This window comes from Duganella sp. Leaf126 (assembly GCF_001423125.1).
GTDB lineage: Bacteria > Pseudomonadota > Gammaproteobacteria > Burkholderiales > Burkholderiaceae_D > Rugamonas.
In genome coordinates, this window is the sequence record NZ_LMNW01000036.1 from 220471 (window position 1) to 238144 (window position 17674).

A 17674-nucleotide genomic window follows, 5' to 3' on the forward strand; every position below is an offset into this window, starting at 1 on the left:
TTGCTGCACGGTGTGACCGCGATTACACGTCAATATTCCCCGCCCGCAGCGCGTTATTTTCGATAAACGCCCGGCGCGGTTCCACATCGTCGCCCATCAGCGTGGTGAAGATCTGGTCCGCAGCAATCGCATCCTCGATCTGCACCTTCAGCAGGCGGCGCACGGTCGGGTCCATCGTGGTTTCCCACAGCTGGTCCGGATTCATTTCGCCCAGACCCTTGTAGCGCTGCTTGGTGACTACGCGTTCGGCTTCGTCGCGCAGCCAGCTCATGGCCTGGTGGAAGTCCACCACGGCGGCTTCCTTGGTGCGTTCGCCTTCGCCGCGGCGCACGTAGGCGCCTTCGCCGAGCAGGCCGGTGAAGGTGGCGGCGGCTTCGGCCAGCACGCGGTAGTCGGCGCTGTCGACGAAGTCGGCGTCGATGGTGCTGACTTTGACGTTACCGTGGTGCATGCGTTCGATCCACAGCAGGTGTTTTTCGGACAGTTCGTCCGAGCGCACCGTGACCTTGACAGCGATGTCGTTGATGTTGGCGGTCAGCGCGCGCGCCGAGGCTTCGGCCAGTTCCACGGTGCCGAGGTTGAGCGTGACACCGGTCATGATGGCGGTCAGGGCGGCGCGGTCGATCACGCGCGTCAAGCGGGTCATGATGACGTTGGCCAGGTTGAACTGACGCACCAGTTCGGCCAGCGGTTCGCCGACGATCGGGTTGGCGCCTTCGCGCGGGGTGAGGGCGGCCGTGTTGAGGGCCACGTTCATCATGTAGCCGGCTTCTTCGGCGTCGTCCTTCAGGTAGCGCTCGTCGCGGCCGGCCTTGACCTTGTACAGCGGCGGCTGGGCGATGTAGATGTGGCCGCGCTCGACCAGTTCCGGCATCTGGCGGTAGAACAACGTCAGCAGCAGGGTGCGGATGTGGGCGCCGTCGACGTCCGCATCGGTCATGATGATGATGCGGTGGTAGCGCAGCTTGTCGACGTTGAATTCGTCGGGGCCGATCGAGGTGCCCAGCGTGGCGATCAGCGTGGTGATCTGCTCGGACGACAGCATCTTTTCGAAGCGCGCCTTTTCCACGTTCAGCACCTTGCCGCGCAGCGGCAGGATGGCCTGGAACTTGCGGTCGCGGCCTTGCTTGGCCGAGCCGCCTGCGGAGTCACCCTCGACGATGTACAGTTCGGACAGGGCCGGGTCTTTTTCCTGGCAGTCGGCCAGCTTGGCCGACAGGCCCAGGCCGTCCATCACGCCCTTGCGGCGGGTCAGGTCGCGCGCCTTGCGGGCCGCTTCGCGCGCGCGCGCCGCTTCCACGATCTTGCCGCAGATGATCTTGGCGTCGTTCGGTTTTTCCTGCAGGTAGTCGGCCAGCGTCTTGGCGACGATTTCCTCGACCGGGCCGCGCACTTCGGACGAGACCAGCTTGTCCTTGGTCTGCGACGAGAATTTCGGTTCCGGCACCTTGACCGACAGCACGCAGGTCAGGCCTTCGCGCATGTCGTCGCCGGAAATTTCGACCTTGGCCTTCTTGGCGAATTCCTGCTCTTCGATGTACTTGTTGATGACGCGGGTCATCGCCGCGCGCAGGCCGGTCAGGTGGGTGCCGCCGTCGCGCTGCGGAATGTTATTGGTGAAGCACAGTACCTGTTCATTGTAGGCATCGTTCCACTGCATCGACACATCGACCGAGATGGTCGTGCCCTGGTCGGAGACGCGCTCGCCGGTGGCTTGGAACACGGTCGGGTGCAGCACGGTCTTGGCCTTGTTGATGTATTCGACAAAGCCGCGCGTGCCGCCTTCGAAGGCGAAAATGTCTTCCTTGCCGGTGCGCTGGTCGGTCAGCTTGATGTTGACGCCGTTATTCAGGAACGACAATTCGCGGATACGCTTGGCCAGGATTTCGTAGTGGAATTCCACGGTGCCGAAAATGGTTTCGTCGGCCCAGAAGTGGACGTCGGTGCCGCGCTTGTCGGTTTCGCCGATGACCTTGATCGGCGAGACGGCCACGCCGTCGCGCATTTCCAGTTCGCGGTCCACCGGCACGCCGCGGGCAAACTCCATGAAGTGCACCTTGCCGTCGCGGCGGATGGTGAGTTTCAGGGTTTTCGACAGCGCGTTCACGCACGACACGCCCACGCCGTGCAGGCCGCCCGACACCTTGTACGAGTTCTGGTCGAACTTGCCGCCGGCGTGCAGCTCGGTCATGACGATTTCGGCGGCCGAGCGTTTCGGATCGTGCTTGTCGTCCATTTTCAGGCCGGTCGGTACGCCGCGGCCGTTGTCGGTGATCGAGATCGAGTTGTCCGAGTGGATCGTGACGTGGATCTCGGTGCAGTAGCCGGCCAGCGATTCGTCGATCGAGTTGTCCAGCACTTCGAACACCAGGTGGTGCAGGCCGGTGCCGTCCGAGGTATCGCCGATGTACATGCCGGGACGCTTGCGCACCGCTTCCAGGCCTTCGAGGATCTGGATGGAGGCGGCGCCGTATTCTTCGGTTTTGACCGGTACTGGTGCTGGGATCTCTTCTGGAATAGCGGACATGGACTGCTTTCTCTATGTGACTTGTTGCTGGGGGCTACGATGTCGTTCTGGGCTGGGCGGAAATCCGGGAAACTGGATTCCCGCCTGCGCGGGAATGACGTTGGTGATGGCGCGGGTGTTGGCCGCGCACCGACCTTGATTGCGCTGGAGCTTAAATACGCATCGGCATGACGACGTATTTGAAATCGGGATTGTCGGGGATCGAGATCAGGGCCGACGAGTTCGAGTCGCCGAGCGCGACGTTGATCTGGTCGCACTTCAGGTTGTTGAGCACGTCGAGCAGGTAGGTGACGTTGAAACCGATGTCCACGCTGTCGCCGCCGTAGTCGATTTCCAGTTCTTCCACCGCCTCTTCCTGGTCGGCATTGGTCGAGCTGATCTTCATCACGCCGGGGCTGATGATGCAGCGCACGCCCTTGAATTTATCGCTGGTCATGATGGCGGCGCGCTGCAGCGAGCGCAGCAGCTCATCGCGGCCGATCGTGAATTCGTTGGTGTAGCCCTTGGGGATCACGCGCGTGTAGTCGGGGAACTTGCCTTCTACCAGCTTGGAAATCAGCTCGATGTCGGCAAAGTTCAGCTTGACCTGGTTGCCGGCGATGTCGAGCTGGACGGTTTCGTCGTTTTCTTCGAGCAGGCGCTGCAGTTCGATGATGGTCTTGCGCGGGATGATCACTTCCTGGCGCGCAAAGCTCTGTTCGGTGGCGACCTGGCAGAAGGCCAGGCGGTGACCGTCGGTGGCGACCGCGATCACGTTGTTGCCGTCCAGGACCAGCAGCAGGCCGTTCAGGTAGTAACGGATGTCCTGCTGGGCCATCGAGAAATGCACCATGTTGAACAGGTGCTTCAGGGTTTTTTGCGGCAGCGTGACGTTGGCGCTGTAGCTGTCGGCTTCCTGCACGGTCGGGAATTCTTCGGCAGCCAGCGTTTGCAGGGCGAAGCGCGACTTGCCGCTTTGCACGGTCAGGCGCTTGTTCAGCAGCGTCATCGTGACATCGCCCGACTCGGGCAGGGCGCGCAGGATGTCGAGCAGCTTGCGCGCGGCCACGGTGGTGCCGGCCACTTCAGCGCCGGCGCCGATGGCGGCGTTGGTGGTGATCTGTACTTCCGTATCGGTGGACAGGAAGGAAACACTCTCGCCGTCCTTGCGGATGAGGATATTGGCCAGAATCGGCATAGTGTGCCGACGCTCGACAATACCGCTCACGATCTGCAGTGGCCGGAGTAGCGTGTCTCGGGTGGTTTTGACCAATTGCATAGATTATCCTCAGTATTAAGCTCAGTTATAAAGATGTACTTTTAATAATGTTGGCGTGCGCCGGTTGCTGGAATCATAATGGCAAACCGGCTGCACCGCCACTGCTGCGCGGCTACCCTTTCAGGGTCTGCTCGAGCACGTGTAACTCGTGATTGCATTCCGGATTCTTGGTGCGGTCGAGCGCGATTTTCCGCACCGCGTGCAGCACGGTGGTGTGGTCGCGGCCGCCGAACAGTTCGCCAATTTCCGGCAAGCTTTTTTGCGTCAGTTCCTTGGCCAGGTACATGGCGATCTGGCGCGGCCGCGCGATATTGGCCGGGCGCCGCTTGGAATACATGTCCGCGACCTTGATGTTGAAGAAGTCGGCCACGGTCTTCTGGATGTTTTCCACCGAAATCTGCCGGTTCTGCACCGACAGCAAGTCTTTCAGCGCTTCCTTGACCACGTCGATCGTGATGTCCTTGCCGTGGAAACGCGAGTACGCGAGGATCTTGCGCAGCGCGCCTTCCAGCTCGCGCACGTTCGAGCGCAGGTGCTTGGCCACGAAGAACGCCACGTCGTCGGAGAAGGTCACGCCTTCCTGCTTGGCTTTCTTGAGCAGGATCGCCACCCGCATTTCCAGCTCGGGCGGTTCGATCGCCACCGTCAGGCCCGAGTCGAAGCGCGAAATCAGGCGGTCGTCCATGCCCGTGATTTCTTTCGGGTAGGTGTCGGACGTGATGATGATCTGCTTCTTGGCCGCGATCAGCGCTTCGAACGCATAGAAGAATTCTTCCTGGGTGCGGCTTTTGCCGCCAAAGAATTGAATATCGTCGATCAGCAGCATGTCGAGCGAATGGTAGTAATGCTTGAAGTCGTCGAAACCCTTGCGCTGGTAGGCGGTCACGACGTCGCGCACATACTGTTCTGCGTGGATGTAGCGGATCTTGGCACCGGGCTGGTCGGCCATCACCTGGTTGCCGATGGCGTGGATCAGGTGGGTTTTACCGAGGCCCACGCCGCCGTAGAAGAACAGCGGGTTGTACGACACGCCCGGGTTGTTGGCAACCTGGATGGCGGCGGCGCGCGCCAGCTGGTTGGCCTTACCGGTGACAAAGCTGTCGAAGGTGAGGTCGGTGTTGATGCGGCTCTGTTCGCGGCGCGGCGGGGCGCTGGCCGGCAGCTCCGGCACCGACGGCACCGGATCGGCTGGTGCGACAGCCATGCGCGAGCCGCCGGTCGGCACGCCGCCGTTGTGGTCGGGCACGGGCGCGACGGTGGTGGCGGCCTTCTTCGGGGCGGACAGGCGCGGATCGAGCATGAACTGCACTTCGATCGGGCGCTCCCAGTACTGGCTGGCCAGCGCCGTGATGCGGCTGGCGAACTGGGTTTTTACCCAGTCGAGCTTGAACCGGTTCGGCGCGGCCACGCGCAGCTTGCCCTCTTCGTAATCGATGGGGATGAGCGGCTTGATCCAGGCACTGAATTGTTGCGGCGTCAGCTCCAGCTCTAGCTGGGCGGAGCAGGTCTGCCAGAAATTTTCCATGAAATCGACTGTCGTTTCTTACTACTTAATTCTGCGGATAAAGGTGTGGGCAACTTCGAAGTTTTTCACACGTAACGCGCTATTCTACTCTCGTCCGCACAAGTTATCCACAGGCGCGGCGCGTTTTTTCGCGTCCGCGCGGTCGCCGGCGGGGCCAAAGTCGGCCCGCTGTTGTTGACAAGGGGGACCAAAATGCTGATAATTCAGGGTTCCCCGCCCGTATTCCGTGTTTATTCACTTGAACGTCAATATGGAGTAAGCGTGGATTATTGCGGGCGATGAGATGGACCCAGCTTGTGCCGTAGCGTTGGCATGGGTGCGCGAAGTGTCATTGGCACCAAAAACTGACGGGCTGTCATACCCGATTTTGCATTTTTTTCTGCTTTAAGCGAGACCAACATGAAACGTACTTACCAACCTTCCGTTGTGCGCCGTAAGCGCACCCACGGCTTCCGCGCACGCATGGCTACCCGTGGTGGCCGTCAAGTGCTGAACGCACGTCGCGCCAAAGGCCGCAAGCGTCTGGCTGTATAAGCCACCTGCTTGTCAGCTGATCGCGTGGAAAGCTGTATTTCAAGCGGCTCGACAGGCGAAGGTTCACACGACTTCGCGCGCGTTCGGCGTATCGTTAAAACGGATGAATTTTCATCCGTTTTTCGTTTGCGCCCTACGCAAAAAAGCGCCCACTTCGTGCTGTATACCTGTCCGAACAACCTGCCGCATGCGCGGCTGGGCGTCGTCGCGGCCAAGCGCTTTGCACCGCGCGCCGTTACCCGCAACACCATCAAGCGCGTCACACGCGAGCTGTTTCGTACCACCGGGCTGCCTGCCATCGACTGCGTGGTGCGCCTGTCGCGCCCGGTCAACAGCAAGGACGGCCCGGCCACCACGGCCAGGCTCAAGGCCGAGCTGCGGGCGGAACTGACGCGCCTGTTTTCGGCCCAGGCCCGCCTCGGCCGGCCCAAGGCAGGCAAGCCGTCAGACTCGCCTGCGGCCCGGCCGGCAGCGGCAGCGGGCTTGCCTTCGGCGGCGCCGCCCCCACCTTAGCTCGCCATGACCCGCCTGCTTCGCTTCCTGCTGCGCGCTTACCAGTTGACCATCAGTCCACTGCTGGGACCGCGTTGCCGCTTTTACCCGAGTTGCTCGAATTACGCGTTGGAAGCGCTGCAGGTCCATGGCGCCGGGCGGGGCAGCCTGCTGGCCGCCCGGCGCGTGTGCCGCTGTCATCCCTGGAACGACGGTGGCTTCGATCCGGTGCCGCCCGCGACCGACCCGACCTCTTCTTCATCGACCGCTTGCGGTTGCAACCACTCCTGATAAGTACCTAATGGATATCAATAAACGTACCATTTTGTGGATCGTCTTCGCCGTCTCTCTGGTCGTTCTGTGGAACAACTGGATGGTCTCGACCGGCCACCCGTCCATGTTCGCACCGCAACCGCCGGCCAAGACCGCACCGGTGGCCGATGCGAAGAACACCGGGGCAGCTGCAACCGCCGCCACGTCCGCTGACGCCGTCCCCGGCGCTGGCAGCGCAGCTGTGGGCGAAGGCGCCGCGCCGTTCAAGAGCGAGCGCATCACCATTACCACCGACGTCGTGCGCGCCGACATCGACACCCAGGGCGGCGTGATCCGCCGCCTGGAACTGCTGAACTACAAGGAAAACAGCCATCCAGGCTGGTTCAACGGCTGCTTCGGCTGGTTCAAATGGTGCCAGCCCGGTGACAACGGCAAGAACGTGGTGCTGTTCGACGTCGATGCCAATACCAACAAGACCTACCTGGGCCAGACCGGCCTGATCAACGCGCCCGGTGCGCCCAACCACACCAGCCCGTTCGTTGCCCGTCCCGGCGCGCGCATGCTCAACGGCGCCAACCAGGTGCAACTGGTGCTCGAATCGGAGTCGGGCGGCGTCAAGCTGACCAAGACGTTCACGTTCAAGCGCGGCGATTACGTCGTCGACGTGCGACACGACGTCACCAACACCGGTAGCGCCCCTGTCAACCCGACCCTGTACCTGCGCCTGGTCCACGACGGCAACAAGCCGGCCACCGACTCGTTCTTCAGCAGCAGCTACACCGGCCCGACCATGTACACGGCCGAGAACAAGTACGAGAAGCTGAAATTCGACACGCTGGAAAAAGAAGCCAAGGAAGCCCAGAAGACCGGCAAGCCGATGGTGCAAGACCACGTGACCCACGCCGACAACGGCTGGATCGCCATTTCGCAGCACTTCTTCGTCTCGGCCTTTATTCCGCAAGACAAGCTGATGCACGAAATCGTGACGGAAAAGATCGATACCAATCTGTACGGCATCGGCGTCAAGCAGCCGCTCGGCACGCTGGCGCCGGGCGCCACGGTCAGCAACACGGCGCGCCTGTTCTCCGGTCCGCAAGTGTCGAAGCTGCTCGAACCGGTCTCGCCGGGCCTGGAACTGGTCAAGGATTACGGCTGGCTGGCCATCATCGCCAAGCCGATGTTCTGGGTCATGGAACACCTGCACGCCATGATCGGCAACTGGGGCTGGACCATCATCGTGTTTACCATCCTGATCAAGCTGCTGTTCTTCCCGCTGTCGGCTGCCGGTTACAAGAGCATGGCCAAGATCAAGCTGGCCACGCCGAAGATCCAGGCCATCCGCGAGCGCTACAAGGGTGACCCCGCCAAGATGAACCAGGCCACCATGGAGCTGTACAAGACCGAGAAGATCAACCCGCTGGGCGGCTGCCTGCCGATCCTGATCCAGATGCCGGTGTTCATCTCGCTGTACTACGTGCTGCAGGCTGCCGTGGAAGTGCGCGGCGCGCCGTGGATCGGCTGGATCACCGACCTGTCGCAACACGACCCGTTCGGCATCCTGCCGGTGCTGTACGCGATCTCGATGTTCATCACCACCAGGCTGAACCCGGCCCCGGCCGATCCGATGCAGGCCAAGATCATGCTGTTCATGCCGCTGGTATTCTCGGTGATGTTCTTCGTCTTCCCGTCCGGCCTGGTGCTGTACTGGGTCGTCAACAACGTGCTGTCGATCGCCCAGCAATGGGTCATCGCCAAGAAATACGCGGCCCCGGAACCTGCCAAGGCTTGAGCCCCGTAACACGAAAAACCCGCGTCGATCGCGGGTTTTTTTCAATCCTCTACAATTGACACCATGAACCTCGACTCTTCCCCCATCGCCGCCATCGCCACCGCACCGGGACGCGGCGGCATCGGCGTGGTGCGCGCCTCCGGCAAGCAGCTGCAGCCGCTGATCGGCGCGCTGTTCGGCGCGGCCACCCTGCAGCCGCGCCATGCCAGCTACCTGCCGTTCAGGCAGGCCGACGGCGCCATCATCGACCAGGGCATCGCCATCTGGTTCCCGGGCCCGCACTCGTACACCGGCGAAGACGTGCTGGAACTGCAGGGTCACGGCGGGCCGGTGGTGCTGCAGTTGCTGCTGGCGCGCGTGCTCGAGGCGGGCGCCGCGCTCGGCCTGCGCCTGGCCGAACCGGGCGAATTCACGCGCCGGGCCTACCTCAACGACAAGCTCGACCTGGCCCAGGCCGAGGCCGTGGCCGACCTGATCGACGCCTCGACCGAGGCGGCAGCGAAGTCGGCGTCGCAATCGCTGTCGGGCGCCTTCTCGCGCACCGTCAATGAACTGGTGGACGGCGTGACCAACCTGCGCATGCTGGTGGAAGCGACGCTGGACTTCCCGGAAGAGGAGATCGATTTCCTCGAAAAATCGGACGCGCGCGGCCAGCTGGCCGGCATCGTCACCGCGCTGGAAACGGTGTTCCGCCAGGCCGCGCAAGGCGCGCTGCTGCGTGAGGGCTTGAACGTGGTGCTGGTCGGCCAGCCCAATGTCGGCAAGTCGTCGCTGCTCAACGCGCTGGCCGGCAACGACGTCGCCATCGTCACGCCGATCGCCGGCACCACGCGCGACAAGGTGACCGAAACCATCCAGATCGAGGGCATCCCGCTCAACATCATCGACACGGCCGGCATCCGCAACGACGACGAGGCGGTGGACGTGGTCGAGCGCATCGGCATCGAGCGCACCTGGGGCGAGGTCGGCAAGGCCGACGTGATCCTGCACCTGCTCGACGCCAGCCACGGTCCCACCCGCGCCGACGAGGACATCGTGGCCGCCTTCCCGGGCGGCGTGCCGGTGCTGCGCATCTGGAACAAGATCGACCTGTCGGGCCACAAGCCCAGCGCGGACGCGATGCCCGACGCCACCCATGTGTATTTGTCGGCCAACGAAAAAGTCGGCATCGACCTGCTGCGCACCGAACTGCTGCGCATCGCCGGCTGGCAGCAGACCGGCGAATCGCTGTACCTGGCGCGCGAGCGCCACCTGATCGCCCTGAAAAACGCCGGCACCCACCTGGCGCGCGCCGGCGAGCACGCTGCGCAGAACGACCAGTCGCTCGACCTGTTCGCCGAAGAACTGCGCCTGGCGCAGGCGCAGCTCTCGAGCATCACCGGCGCGTTTTCATCGGACGATTTGCTGGGGGTGATTTTCGGGCGGTTCTGTATCGGTAAATAGTGCCTGGAAAATCTGCTTACGTTTGACGTTGATGCCAGTAGCCCGGTCTTCGACGATGATGGGCTATCGCCAGAATCAAAATCGCTTGTGCGTCGATGCTGTAGATCAGTGAATACGGAAAACGGTGCACCAGGCTTTTCTTGAGCCTGGGGCTGATATTTTGACCTGCCGCAGGATGGGCTTGAATAAGGCGAACCGTCTTTTTGACCTCGGCGGTGAATGACTTGCCCAAGCCGCTAGCGAGTGCTTCATAAAATGAGGCCGTCTCATCGAGCTCGGCTTCCGCTTCGACATGGAAGCGTACGCTGTTCACGGAAAGCGGCGGTCCAGTTTTGCGAAAACGTCGGCCGCAGATGTGGTCTGTGCCGCTCGGGACTGCACCGCATCAAGGCGCGACTCCGCCTCCTGACGCCACGCATCTTCCACGTCACTGCTACCTGCAGGCTCCATCGATTCCAGCAAGTGCAGCACCAGGCGTGCCTTGTCATCGTCAGCGAGCTGCATCGCATGCAGCTCTAGTTCTTCCAGGGTATGCAACATGATGTCCTCCCGCAGATTGATGGTTCGATTATAGGCCTGGACCGCTCCCGCTCAATACGGCGCGCCGTTGATCCCCAGGCGCAGCTGCCACAGGGCGCCCGCGCCGGTAATGAACAGGGTCTTGCCGTCGGCGCCACCGAAGGCGGCGTTGGTGACGTTGGCATCGACGTGGATGGTGGCGATCTGCTTGCCGGCCGGGGTGAACACGCGCAGACGCTGGTCGCTGTGTTCTGCCACGTACAGGTTGCCGAGGCAGTCCACGGCCATGCCGTCAGGGGTGCCCAGGCCTTTGACCAGGTCGCGTCCCTGTTGCGGCCTGCCGCTGACGATGGGGTAGGCCCGTAGTACACCCTGTTGTGCGCCCTGTTTGCCTTCCATGCCGTTCACGTACAGCACATCGCCGGCCGGCGACAGCGACACCCCGTTCGGATTGGCCAGGCCATCTTCGACTACCGTTACCGCGCCATCGGGCGCCACCCGGTACACGCGGGTCTTATCCTGGCCGCCCGGCGCGGCTGTGCGCTGGAAGTCGGGGTCGCTGAAATAGAGGGTGCCGTCGGCCGCAATCGCCAGGTCGTTGGGTGAATTGAAGACCTGGCCATTGTAGGTGCCGGCGACGTTGCTGCGTTTGCCGTCGAGCGTGTAGCGCGACACGCTCTTGTACTTGTGGGTCGCGGCCACGATGTTGCCGCTGGCATCGACGGCCAGGCCGTTGCTGCCGCTGTCGGCAATCGCGGTGGCGAGCTTGCCGGCTGCATCGAGCTTGAGGATGCGCGACGGGAAGCCGGCAGCAAACGTGAAGTGCGAGAAGTACAGCGCATCGCCGATCCACACCGGTCCCTCGTACAGGCCCTGGCCCGGGCCTGTCACGTTGGCAGCCGGGATGCGGGTGGCGGTCAGCTCGCCAGCGGGCGCCGTGCCCTGGCAGGTGGCCGGCGCGGCCAGCACGCAAGCGGTCGAGAGGGCGGCAGCGATGCTGACGACGAGGTGGCGCAATTTCATGGGCATGTCTCCTGTTGTGGTAGGTGGGCGACTATCATTCCCAACGTTTTCATTTAAAAATATTTATTCCCTATGAGGGATACCGGTTTGACGCACTCCAGACAACTCTCGCGGTACCGGCCCGTATAACCGTGGCCGCGATCCTGCTATGATTTATCACCGCATACTGCCTGAATTTGCAGCATCTTGCGCAATATCACGTGTGAAAATATTCCGCTAAAGTAATCTTGCAAGCTACTGCCTGAGGAGGGATCGTGGAACCGACACAAGACAGCGTACCGGAAGACGGCACGGGTGCCAGCGCCACCGCATCTCCGCTGGCTGGCGCCGCGCGCATGCGCCAGGCCTTGCCCGCCAAGGGTTCCTGCTGGTATTGCGAACGTCCGCTCGACAATGTCCGCCGCTTCTGCGACAAGGCCTGTGCGGACGCCTTCGACGAAGAAAAAGAATTCACCCGCTGAACGAGCGGCTGCGCTGGGCCTGGCGGCGCGGCCCCACGCTCAACGTCGCGGCGCTGGCAGTGCCGCCAGCGCCGCTTCGAAATCGAACTGGTGCACTGCTGCCGCCACCTTGCGAAACACCTCTTCTCCGAGCGCCGCCTCCAGCACGGCGGCCGACCGTTCCAGCAGATCGACAGCCTGGCCGTCGCCTTCATCGAGCAGACGCGCCAGGTGCTGCACCAGCATCCGCGATTCGCCCGGTTCGCCGCTGGCCGATGGCGCCGGCGATGGCGGCATCGGCGGCGACTGTACTGCCGCCAGTTCCGTATCGATGGCTGCCATCAGCGTGCGCAAGGTCTGTTCCAGCTGCGCGAGCGGGCCGATGCACTGGGCCGGCGGACCGGCAAACAGCGGTTCGAGCGCCATCGACAGGTGATGGAGCTGGTGCGCACCGATCATGCCGGCCGCGCCCTTGAGCGTATGCACGGTGCGCTGGGCCGAGACGGCGTCGCCGGCAAGCAGCTCGGTGCGTGCCTGTTCGGCGCTGTCGCGGTAGCGCTGGCGGAACCGGCGCAGGACTTGCCGGTACATGTCGTGGTCATCCATCAGTTGCTGCAGGCCGGTGGCGACCTCCAGTACCGGGACGCTGTCGAAGCTGGCGATCGACATGTCAGCGCGTGCTAAACGACCAGTCCTTCGATACCGCCACGCCGCTGACTGCGCCGCGGAAGCTGACATCGTAGGTGGTGTTGCCGCTGAGGACGGCGAGCGGCACGATGGCCGCCACGGTGGCGCCGGTCGATGCGTCGGTGGCGTGGCTGAGCAGGCGGGTGGCAAGCGCCGCACCGCCGCGCGGGGCCACCGTGAAACTTTGCACGGTCAACTCGCCGCCCGAGGTGCGCAGGTCGGCATGCACGCTGATCGGGTAGCCAACCTCGTTGCGGTCCGGCACCGGGTCCGGCTCTTCCTGGTCGCTCATGAAACTGGTGGAAACGGCGGTCTGGCCGGCGACCGGATAGACGGCGATCTTGCCCGCGCCCAGGCCCGTGCCCAGCGCGCCGCTGGCCGCCAGGTCGGCGGTCAGATAGGTGAAGTTGCCGTTGGCTGTGACCGCGCCGGCGCCGATTTCGCGAAATACCGGCTCGAAGATCACGAAGCGGTGGTAAATGGCGGCGATCAGCTGCTCCGCGTGGAACGCGCCGGACGTGTTACCGGCGGCGGAAATGACTTCGCCGAACGCATACGGCGGCGTGATCGCGTAGCCGGCCGCCGTCAGGCGGGCGCCGGTGGTGTCGCCGGTAAAGCCCGGCTTGCCCGATTGCTGCCCGTGGCTGACCGTATTGTTGAGCTGAAGGTAGCGCGAGTGGCCCAGGGCTGCCGTATCGATGGTGGTATTGCGGGTCAGCACCGACAGGCCCAGCATGCCGCGCCGGTAGTTGAACCAGTTGACCGCGTCGGTGGCGGTGTCGCCGGTGGCAACCGGCGCGTCCGCGGGCACCGTGGTGCCCGAGCCCGACCCGGTCTGGCCGGATCCATTGCCCACTACGGCGCCGTTGCTGCTGCTGGCGGTGTTGCCGCCGCTACCGCCGCCGCAACCGGCCACGGTGGCGGCCAGCAGGGCGGCCAGCACGGTTGGCAACACGGTGGCGGACCAGCGCGAGGCAGACGGCCGGGCGGACACAGCGGACAAAGCGGGCAACGACGGGCGGCAGATGGAATGCATGGCAGAACTCCTGAGTGGCCCAACGGTGCGGGCCGGATGCCTAGATTCTAAGCGAGATTTCCCCTGCGAAGCACGCGATTACGCCGCCGTGCACGGCGTCCCGGATGCCGGACCCGGCACCACAATGGTAAGCTTGCACCTGCCCCGCCGTTCGCCGGCATTTTCGGATTGTCAGTTGAAACCTACCAACCAAGCGCGCATCCGGCGCGCCAAGTTTGCCCTGCCCAGCATGGTGACCCTGATGTCGATTGCCTGCGGCTTCGGCAGCATCGTCATTTCCGTCGATAACGCTGCGGAAGGCGTGCCGTCGCAGTACCGCCTGGCCGCCATCCTGCTCGTGCTCGCTGGCGTGTTCGATGCGCTCGACGGTTTTGTCGCGCGCGCCACCAACACCCAATCCGAGTTCGGCATGCAGCTCGACTCGATCGCCGACGTGATGAATTTCGGCTGCGCGCCGGGGCTGCTGCTGTATTGCTACGGTTTCGTGCACGTGGGGCTCGATTCGGAAACGCTGCTGCGCGCCGGCGGCATCGCCAGTTTCTTCTTTGTCGCGTGCGGCGCCTTGCGGCTGGCGCGCTTCAATGTCAGCGTCGGCCGCACCGACCCGCGCTACTTCGTCGGCATGCCGATCACGGCCGGCGCCGCCTGCGTGGCAGCCGTGGTGGTGGCCTGGCCCGAGCGCCCGACCACGCTCTTGCACGCGGCCGGCATCGTGGCCTTGCTGTTCGTGGTGGGGAGCCTGATGGTGTCCACCGTGCGCTTCCCGAGCTCGAAGCAGAAGATGAGCGTGGCACTACTGGTGGTGCTGGCGGTCAATATCGGCTTGCTGGTGTGGCTGAAAGCCAGCTATTTCGTGCTGTTCTTCCTGGTGTACATCGTCGGCACGCTGGCCTTGAACCTGGCCTGGCGCACCGGCTGGACCGGGATTGCCCCGCCGGTCGTGTACCAGGATGAAGACCTGCTATAGAGCAGGCACTTAGGCCACCTCGTGGCCGCGCGCGGCGCGCAGGATCTCGAACCACTGCGTACGCGACAGGCTGAACTGCGTGGCCTGTACCGCTTCCGCGATGGCGGCAATGCGGCCGGAGCCGGTCAGGCCGATCGGGCGGCACGGCAGTTGCAGGATCCAGGCGAATACCACGCTCGAAAACGGCCGCTGCAGTTCTGCGGCGATGTCGGCAATCTTGGCGCGCACGCGCTGCGCGGCGGCGTCGTCGCTGCTGAACAGGCGACCGCCCGCCAGCGGCGACCAGATCATCGGCGCCACGCCGAGGTCTTGCAGGCCGTCGAAGGTTTCGTCGAACATCGGCGCCAGCGACAGCGGCGAGAACTCGACCTGGTTGGTGGCCAGCGCGATGCGGCGATTGAGCGACTCGAACTGGTGGCGCGAGAAATTCGACACACCAAAATGCCTGACCTTGCCATCCTGGCGCAACCGTGCAAACGCGCCGGCGATCTCGTCGAAGTTCATCAGCGGATCGGGACGGTGGATCAGCAGCAGGTCGAGGTAGTCGGTGCCCAGCTGGCGCAGCGACTGTTCGGCCGAGGCGATGATGTGGCTGGCGCTGGTATCGTAATGCTGGATCACGTGATCGGGACGGGCCGGACTGATCAGCTTGATACCGCACTTGCTGACCAGCTGCATCTGCGCGCGCAGCGACGGCTTGAGCGCCAGCGCCGCGCCGAACGCCGCTTCGACCGCGTAGCCGCCATAGATGTCGGCATGGTCGAAGCTGGTGACGCCGAGCGCTAGGCATTGCTCGATCAGCGCCAGGTGCTGCTGCGGCGACCTGCCCCATTCGTTCATGCGCCACATGCCGGCCACGATGCGGGACAGGGACAGGCCGCTGGGGCTGGCTGCGCCGGCTGCGTTGGCAGTGTTGGTGACGATGGCAGGGCAGGTTGCGCTCATCACTTCATCCACAGGCGGATCGAATCCCAGGCGCGGCCGAAGATCGATGCTTCATCGACCGTTTCCAGCGACACCACGGGCAGGTCCAGCAGCGGTTTGCCATCGACCATCATCTTCAGCGAACCGACCTTGCTGTTCTGGGCCAGCGGCGCGACCAGCGGATCTTTGCGCTCGAGCACCGGCTTGAGCTTGGCGGCCACGCCTTTCGGCACCGTGACCAGCACATCGTTGGTAAAGCCGATCTTGACCGCGTTCTTCGAGCCCTTCCAGATTTCCGGCGTGGCGATCGCCTGGCCCTTCGAGTACAGCTTGACCGTGTCGAAGTTCTGGAAGCCCCAGTTGAGCAGCTTCTGGCTTTCCTGGGTGCGGATCGAATCGGAATTGGTGCCCAGCACCACCGAGATCAGGCGCCGCTCGCCGGTGCCGTTCGGGCGATGGGCCGAGGCGATCATGCAGTAGCCGGCCGCTTCGGTGTGTCCCGTCTTCATGCCATCGACGGTCGGGTCGAGCCACAGCAGGCGGTTGCGGTTCTGCTGGGTGATCTTGTTGTACGTAAAACTCTTGACCGAGTCGATCTTGTAGAACTCGGGGAAGTCGAGGATCACGCGCTTGGCCAGTACCGACAGGTCTTGCGCGGTCGAGTAGTTGTCCGGGCTGGGCAGGCCGTGCGGGTTGGCAAAGCGGGTGGATTTGAGGCCCATGCGCTCGGCTTCCTTGTTCATCATCACGACGAAGGCCGATTCGTCGCCGGCCACCGCCTCGGCCAGCGCCACGGCAGCGTCGTTGCCCGACTGGATCATCAGGCCGTGCAGCAGGTCGCTGATGCTGACCGGCGTGGCCGGGTCGATGAACATCTTGGAGCTGCTCGAATCGACCTTCCAGGCGCGGGTGGAGACGTTGACCATCTGGTTCAGCGCCACCTTCTTGTCGCGCAGCGCGCCGAAGACCACGTAAGCGGTCATGACCTTGGTCAGCGAGGCGGGTTCGATGCGCAGGTTGGGATCTTGCGAGGCGATGATCTGGCCGCTGGTTGCGTCCAGCAACAGCCACGATTTGGCGGCGATGCTCGGTGGCGGCAGGGTTTGCGCCACGGCGGCGGACATCATCAACACACTGGTGGCCAGTGCCGCGATAAATTTTTTCATGGGCGGTGTTCGGTGAAAAGTTAAAAAAAGCAGCGGGTATTATAAAAGTTCAGGCAGACGCGCCGGTGTCCGTTTCCAGATCGGCAAGCTCGCCGGGCCGGCGCCACAGCTGGGTCACCCAGCCCTTAATATGATGCAGCTTGCGGTGGAAGAAGTGATCGGCGCCGGGGATCACCAGCACCGGGATGTCCTGCGGACGCACCCAGTCGAGCACGTCCACCAGCGGGATCGTGTCGTCCAGCTCGCCATGGATCAAAATGGTGTCGGCCGGAATGTCGGCCATCTGCCATTTTTTGGCGGCAGCGCCCACCAGCACCAGGCGCTCGGCCGGCGTGCCGGCCGCAGCCAGGCGCTGACCCAGCTGCGACTGCACATAGGTGCCGAACGAAAAGCCCGACAATACCACCGGCAGGCCGGGAAATTTGTTGACCATCCAGGCATGTACCTGGGCCATGTCGTCGGTCTCGCCTTGTCCGTGGTCGTGCACGCCTTCGGAAGCGCCGACGCCGCGGAAGTTGATCCGCGCTACCACGTAGCCGAGCCTGACGAAGGTGCGCATCAGGGTAACGGCGACCTTGTTGTCCATGGTGCCGCCGAACAGCGGGTGCGGGTGCGCCACCAAGGCGATGCCGCGCGGCGCGCCTTCCGGATGGTCGAGGACGCCTTCGATGACGCCGGCAGCGCCGGCCAGGGTGAATTTTTCTACGGTCATGGTGCGGTCGTCAAGTTGCAGAGATCAGATTTTCAGGCGGTCGACGACCTTGCCGCCGACCAGGTGGCTGTCGATGATTTCATCGATGTCTTCCTTGTCCACGTAGGTGTACCAGGTGCCTTCCGGGTAGACCACCAGCAGCGGACCCTCTTCGCAGCGGTCCAGGCAGCCGGCCTGGTTGATGCGCACCTGGCCGTGGCCGTTGATGCCCAGTTCCTTGCAGCGCTTCTTGGCGTGTTTTTGCGCGGTCTCGGCGCCGTGATCGCCGCAGCTGTTGCGGCCGTCATCGCGTTTGTTCATGCAGAAAAATACGTGGTGCTTGAAATAGGGCGTGTCGCTCATGATGGTATCCCGCAGAG

19 protein-coding genes are annotated in these 17674 nt (G+C 63.5%); 7 read left to right on the forward strand and 12 right to left on the reverse strand.

Features of this window, described 5'->3' with window-relative positions; all coding sequences use genetic code 11:
- Positions 1 to 22: 22 nt before the first annotated feature.
- The 3 genes from gyrB to dnaA all read right to left on the reverse strand — a co-directional run bounded on the left by gyrB (position 23) and on the right by dnaA (position 5310).
- Positions 23 to 2527: a DNA topoisomerase (ATP-hydrolyzing) subunit B gene (gene gyrB / locus ASF61_RS22335; protein WP_056161054.1), complete on the reverse strand. Its 2505-nt coding sequence runs from the start codon at positions 2525 to 2527 to the stop codon at positions 23 to 25.
- 151 nt (positions 2528 to 2678) lie between these two features.
- The gene (dnaN, locus tag ASF61_RS22340; protein WP_056161057.1) at positions 2679 to 3785 is read right to left on the reverse strand and encodes a DNA polymerase III subunit beta; all 1107 of its coding nucleotides are present in this window, start codon (positions 3783 to 3785) and stop codon (positions 2679 to 2681) included.
- Positions 3786 to 3897: 112 nt separating this feature from the next.
- A complete protein-coding gene (dnaA, locus tag ASF61_RS22345) occupies positions 3898 to 5310 on the reverse strand; it encodes a chromosomal replication initiator protein DnaA (protein WP_056161058.1) in 1413 nt (470 codons plus the stop codon).
- A 399-nt stretch (positions 5311 to 5709) separates the two neighbouring features.
- On the opposite strand from dnaA, the gene rpmH reads away from it, so the two are divergent.
- The 5 genes from rpmH (at position 5710) to mnmE (ending at position 9841) form a co-directional block, all read left to right on the forward strand.
- Positions 5710 to 5844: a 50S ribosomal protein L34 gene (rpmH, locus tag ASF61_RS23060; RefSeq protein WP_040378179.1), complete on the forward strand. Its 135-nt coding sequence runs from the start codon at positions 5710 to 5712 to the stop codon at positions 5842 to 5844.
- A gap of 36 nt (positions 5845 to 5880) precedes the next feature.
- Positions 5881 to 6357, forward strand: coding sequence for a ribonuclease P protein component (gene rnpA / locus ASF61_RS22350; protein ID WP_082491900.1), 477 nt, complete (start codon positions 5881 to 5883; stop codon positions 6355 to 6357).
- Positions 6358 to 6363: 6 nt separating this feature from the next.
- Positions 6364 to 6627 carry a membrane protein insertion efficiency factor YidD gene (gene yidD, locus ASF61_RS23065; RefSeq protein WP_082491888.1) on the forward strand — a complete coding sequence of 88 codons (264 nt, stop codon included), beginning with the start codon at positions 6364 to 6366 and terminating at the stop codon, positions 6625 to 6627.
- 10 nt (positions 6628 to 6637) lie between these two features.
- Positions 6638 to 8398, forward strand: coding sequence for a membrane protein insertase YidC (yidC, locus tag ASF61_RS22355; protein ID WP_056161062.1), 1761 nt, complete (start codon positions 6638 to 6640; stop codon positions 8396 to 8398).
- A 63-nt stretch (positions 8399 to 8461) separates the two neighbouring features.
- Positions 8462 to 9841 (forward strand): tRNA uridine-5-carboxymethylaminomethyl(34) synthesis GTPase MnmE, encoded by a 1380-nt coding sequence (mnmE, locus tag ASF61_RS22360; RefSeq protein ID WP_056161064.1) that lies wholly within the window; start codon positions 8462 to 8464, stop codon positions 9839 to 9841.
- Positions 9842 to 9857: 16 nt separating this feature from the next.
- On the opposite strand, the gene ASF61_RS23070 is transcribed toward mnmE, so the two are convergent.
- From ASF61_RS23070 to ASF61_RS22370, 3 genes are read right to left on the reverse strand one after another with little or no spacing between them, the layout of a single operon-like run.
- A complete protein-coding gene (locus ASF61_RS23070; RefSeq protein ID WP_162242018.1) occupies positions 9858 to 10154 on the reverse strand; it encodes a type II toxin-antitoxin system RelE/ParE family toxin in 297 nt (98 codons plus the stop codon).
- Positions 10151 to 10381 (reverse strand): addiction module protein, encoded by a 231-nt coding sequence (locus ASF61_RS22365; RefSeq protein ID WP_056161066.1) that lies wholly within the window; start codon positions 10379 to 10381, stop codon positions 10151 to 10153. Before ASF61_RS22365 ends, ASF61_RS23070 begins: the two co-directional genes overlap by 4 nt.
- Positions 10382 to 10432: 51 nt before the next feature.
- A complete protein-coding gene (locus tag ASF61_RS22370) occupies positions 10433 to 11383 on the reverse strand; it encodes an SMP-30/gluconolactonase/LRE family protein (RefSeq protein WP_229205973.1) in 951 nt (316 codons plus the stop codon).
- A 254-nt stretch (positions 11384 to 11637) separates the two neighbouring features.
- Between ASF61_RS22370 and ASF61_RS22375 the strand changes: the two genes are divergently transcribed.
- Positions 11638 to 11844 carry a hypothetical protein gene (locus ASF61_RS22375; protein ID WP_056161069.1) on the forward strand — a complete coding sequence of 69 codons (207 nt, stop codon included), beginning with the start codon at positions 11638 to 11640 and terminating at the stop codon, positions 11842 to 11844.
- Between the two features lie 39 nt (positions 11845 to 11883).
- Here ASF61_RS22375 and ASF61_RS22380 read toward each other — a convergent pair whose 3' ends face one another.
- Together ASF61_RS22380 and ASF61_RS22385 are read right to left on the reverse strand one after the other, a co-directional pair.
- Positions 11884 to 12492 (reverse strand): Hpt domain-containing protein, encoded by a 609-nt coding sequence (locus ASF61_RS22380; protein ID WP_056161071.1) that lies wholly within the window; start codon positions 12490 to 12492, stop codon positions 11884 to 11886.
- Between the two features lies 1 nt (position 12493).
- Complete coding sequence (locus ASF61_RS22385) at positions 12494 to 13546, reverse strand: CAP domain-containing protein (protein ID WP_082491890.1); 1053 nt, start codon at positions 13544 to 13546, stop codon at positions 12494 to 12496.
- A gap of 199 nt (positions 13547 to 13745) precedes the next feature.
- Here ASF61_RS22385 and pssA point away from each other — a divergent pair, with 199 nt between their 5' ends.
- A complete protein-coding gene (gene pssA, locus ASF61_RS22390) occupies positions 13746 to 14513 on the forward strand; it encodes a CDP-diacylglycerol--serine O-phosphatidyltransferase (RefSeq protein ID WP_056161137.1) in 768 nt (255 codons plus the stop codon).
- A gap of 9 nt (positions 14514 to 14522) precedes the next feature.
- On the opposite strand, the gene ASF61_RS22395 is transcribed toward pssA, so the two are convergent.
- From ASF61_RS22395 to ASF61_RS22410, 4 genes are read right to left on the reverse strand one after another with little or no spacing between them, the layout of a single operon-like run.
- Positions 14523 to 15458, reverse strand: coding sequence for an aldo/keto reductase family oxidoreductase (locus tag ASF61_RS22395; RefSeq protein ID WP_229205974.1), 936 nt, complete (start codon positions 15456 to 15458; stop codon positions 14523 to 14525).
- Positions 15458 to 16603, reverse strand: a complete 1146-nt coding sequence (locus ASF61_RS22400) for a D-alanyl-D-alanine carboxypeptidase family protein (RefSeq protein ID WP_056161074.1) — start codon at positions 16601 to 16603, stop codon at positions 15458 to 15460. The genes ASF61_RS22395 and ASF61_RS22400 overlap by 1 nt, the downstream gene beginning before the upstream one ends.
- Positions 16604 to 16652: 49 nt before the next feature.
- Positions 16653 to 17315: an alpha/beta hydrolase gene (locus tag ASF61_RS22405; protein WP_056161076.1), complete on the reverse strand. Its 663-nt coding sequence runs from the start codon at positions 17313 to 17315 to the stop codon at positions 16653 to 16655.
- A gap of 24 nt (positions 17316 to 17339) precedes the next feature.
- Positions 17340 to 17657, reverse strand: a complete 318-nt coding sequence (locus ASF61_RS22410) for a ferredoxin (protein WP_056161079.1) — start codon at positions 17655 to 17657, stop codon at positions 17340 to 17342.
- Positions 17658 to 17674: the final 17 nt, after the last annotated feature.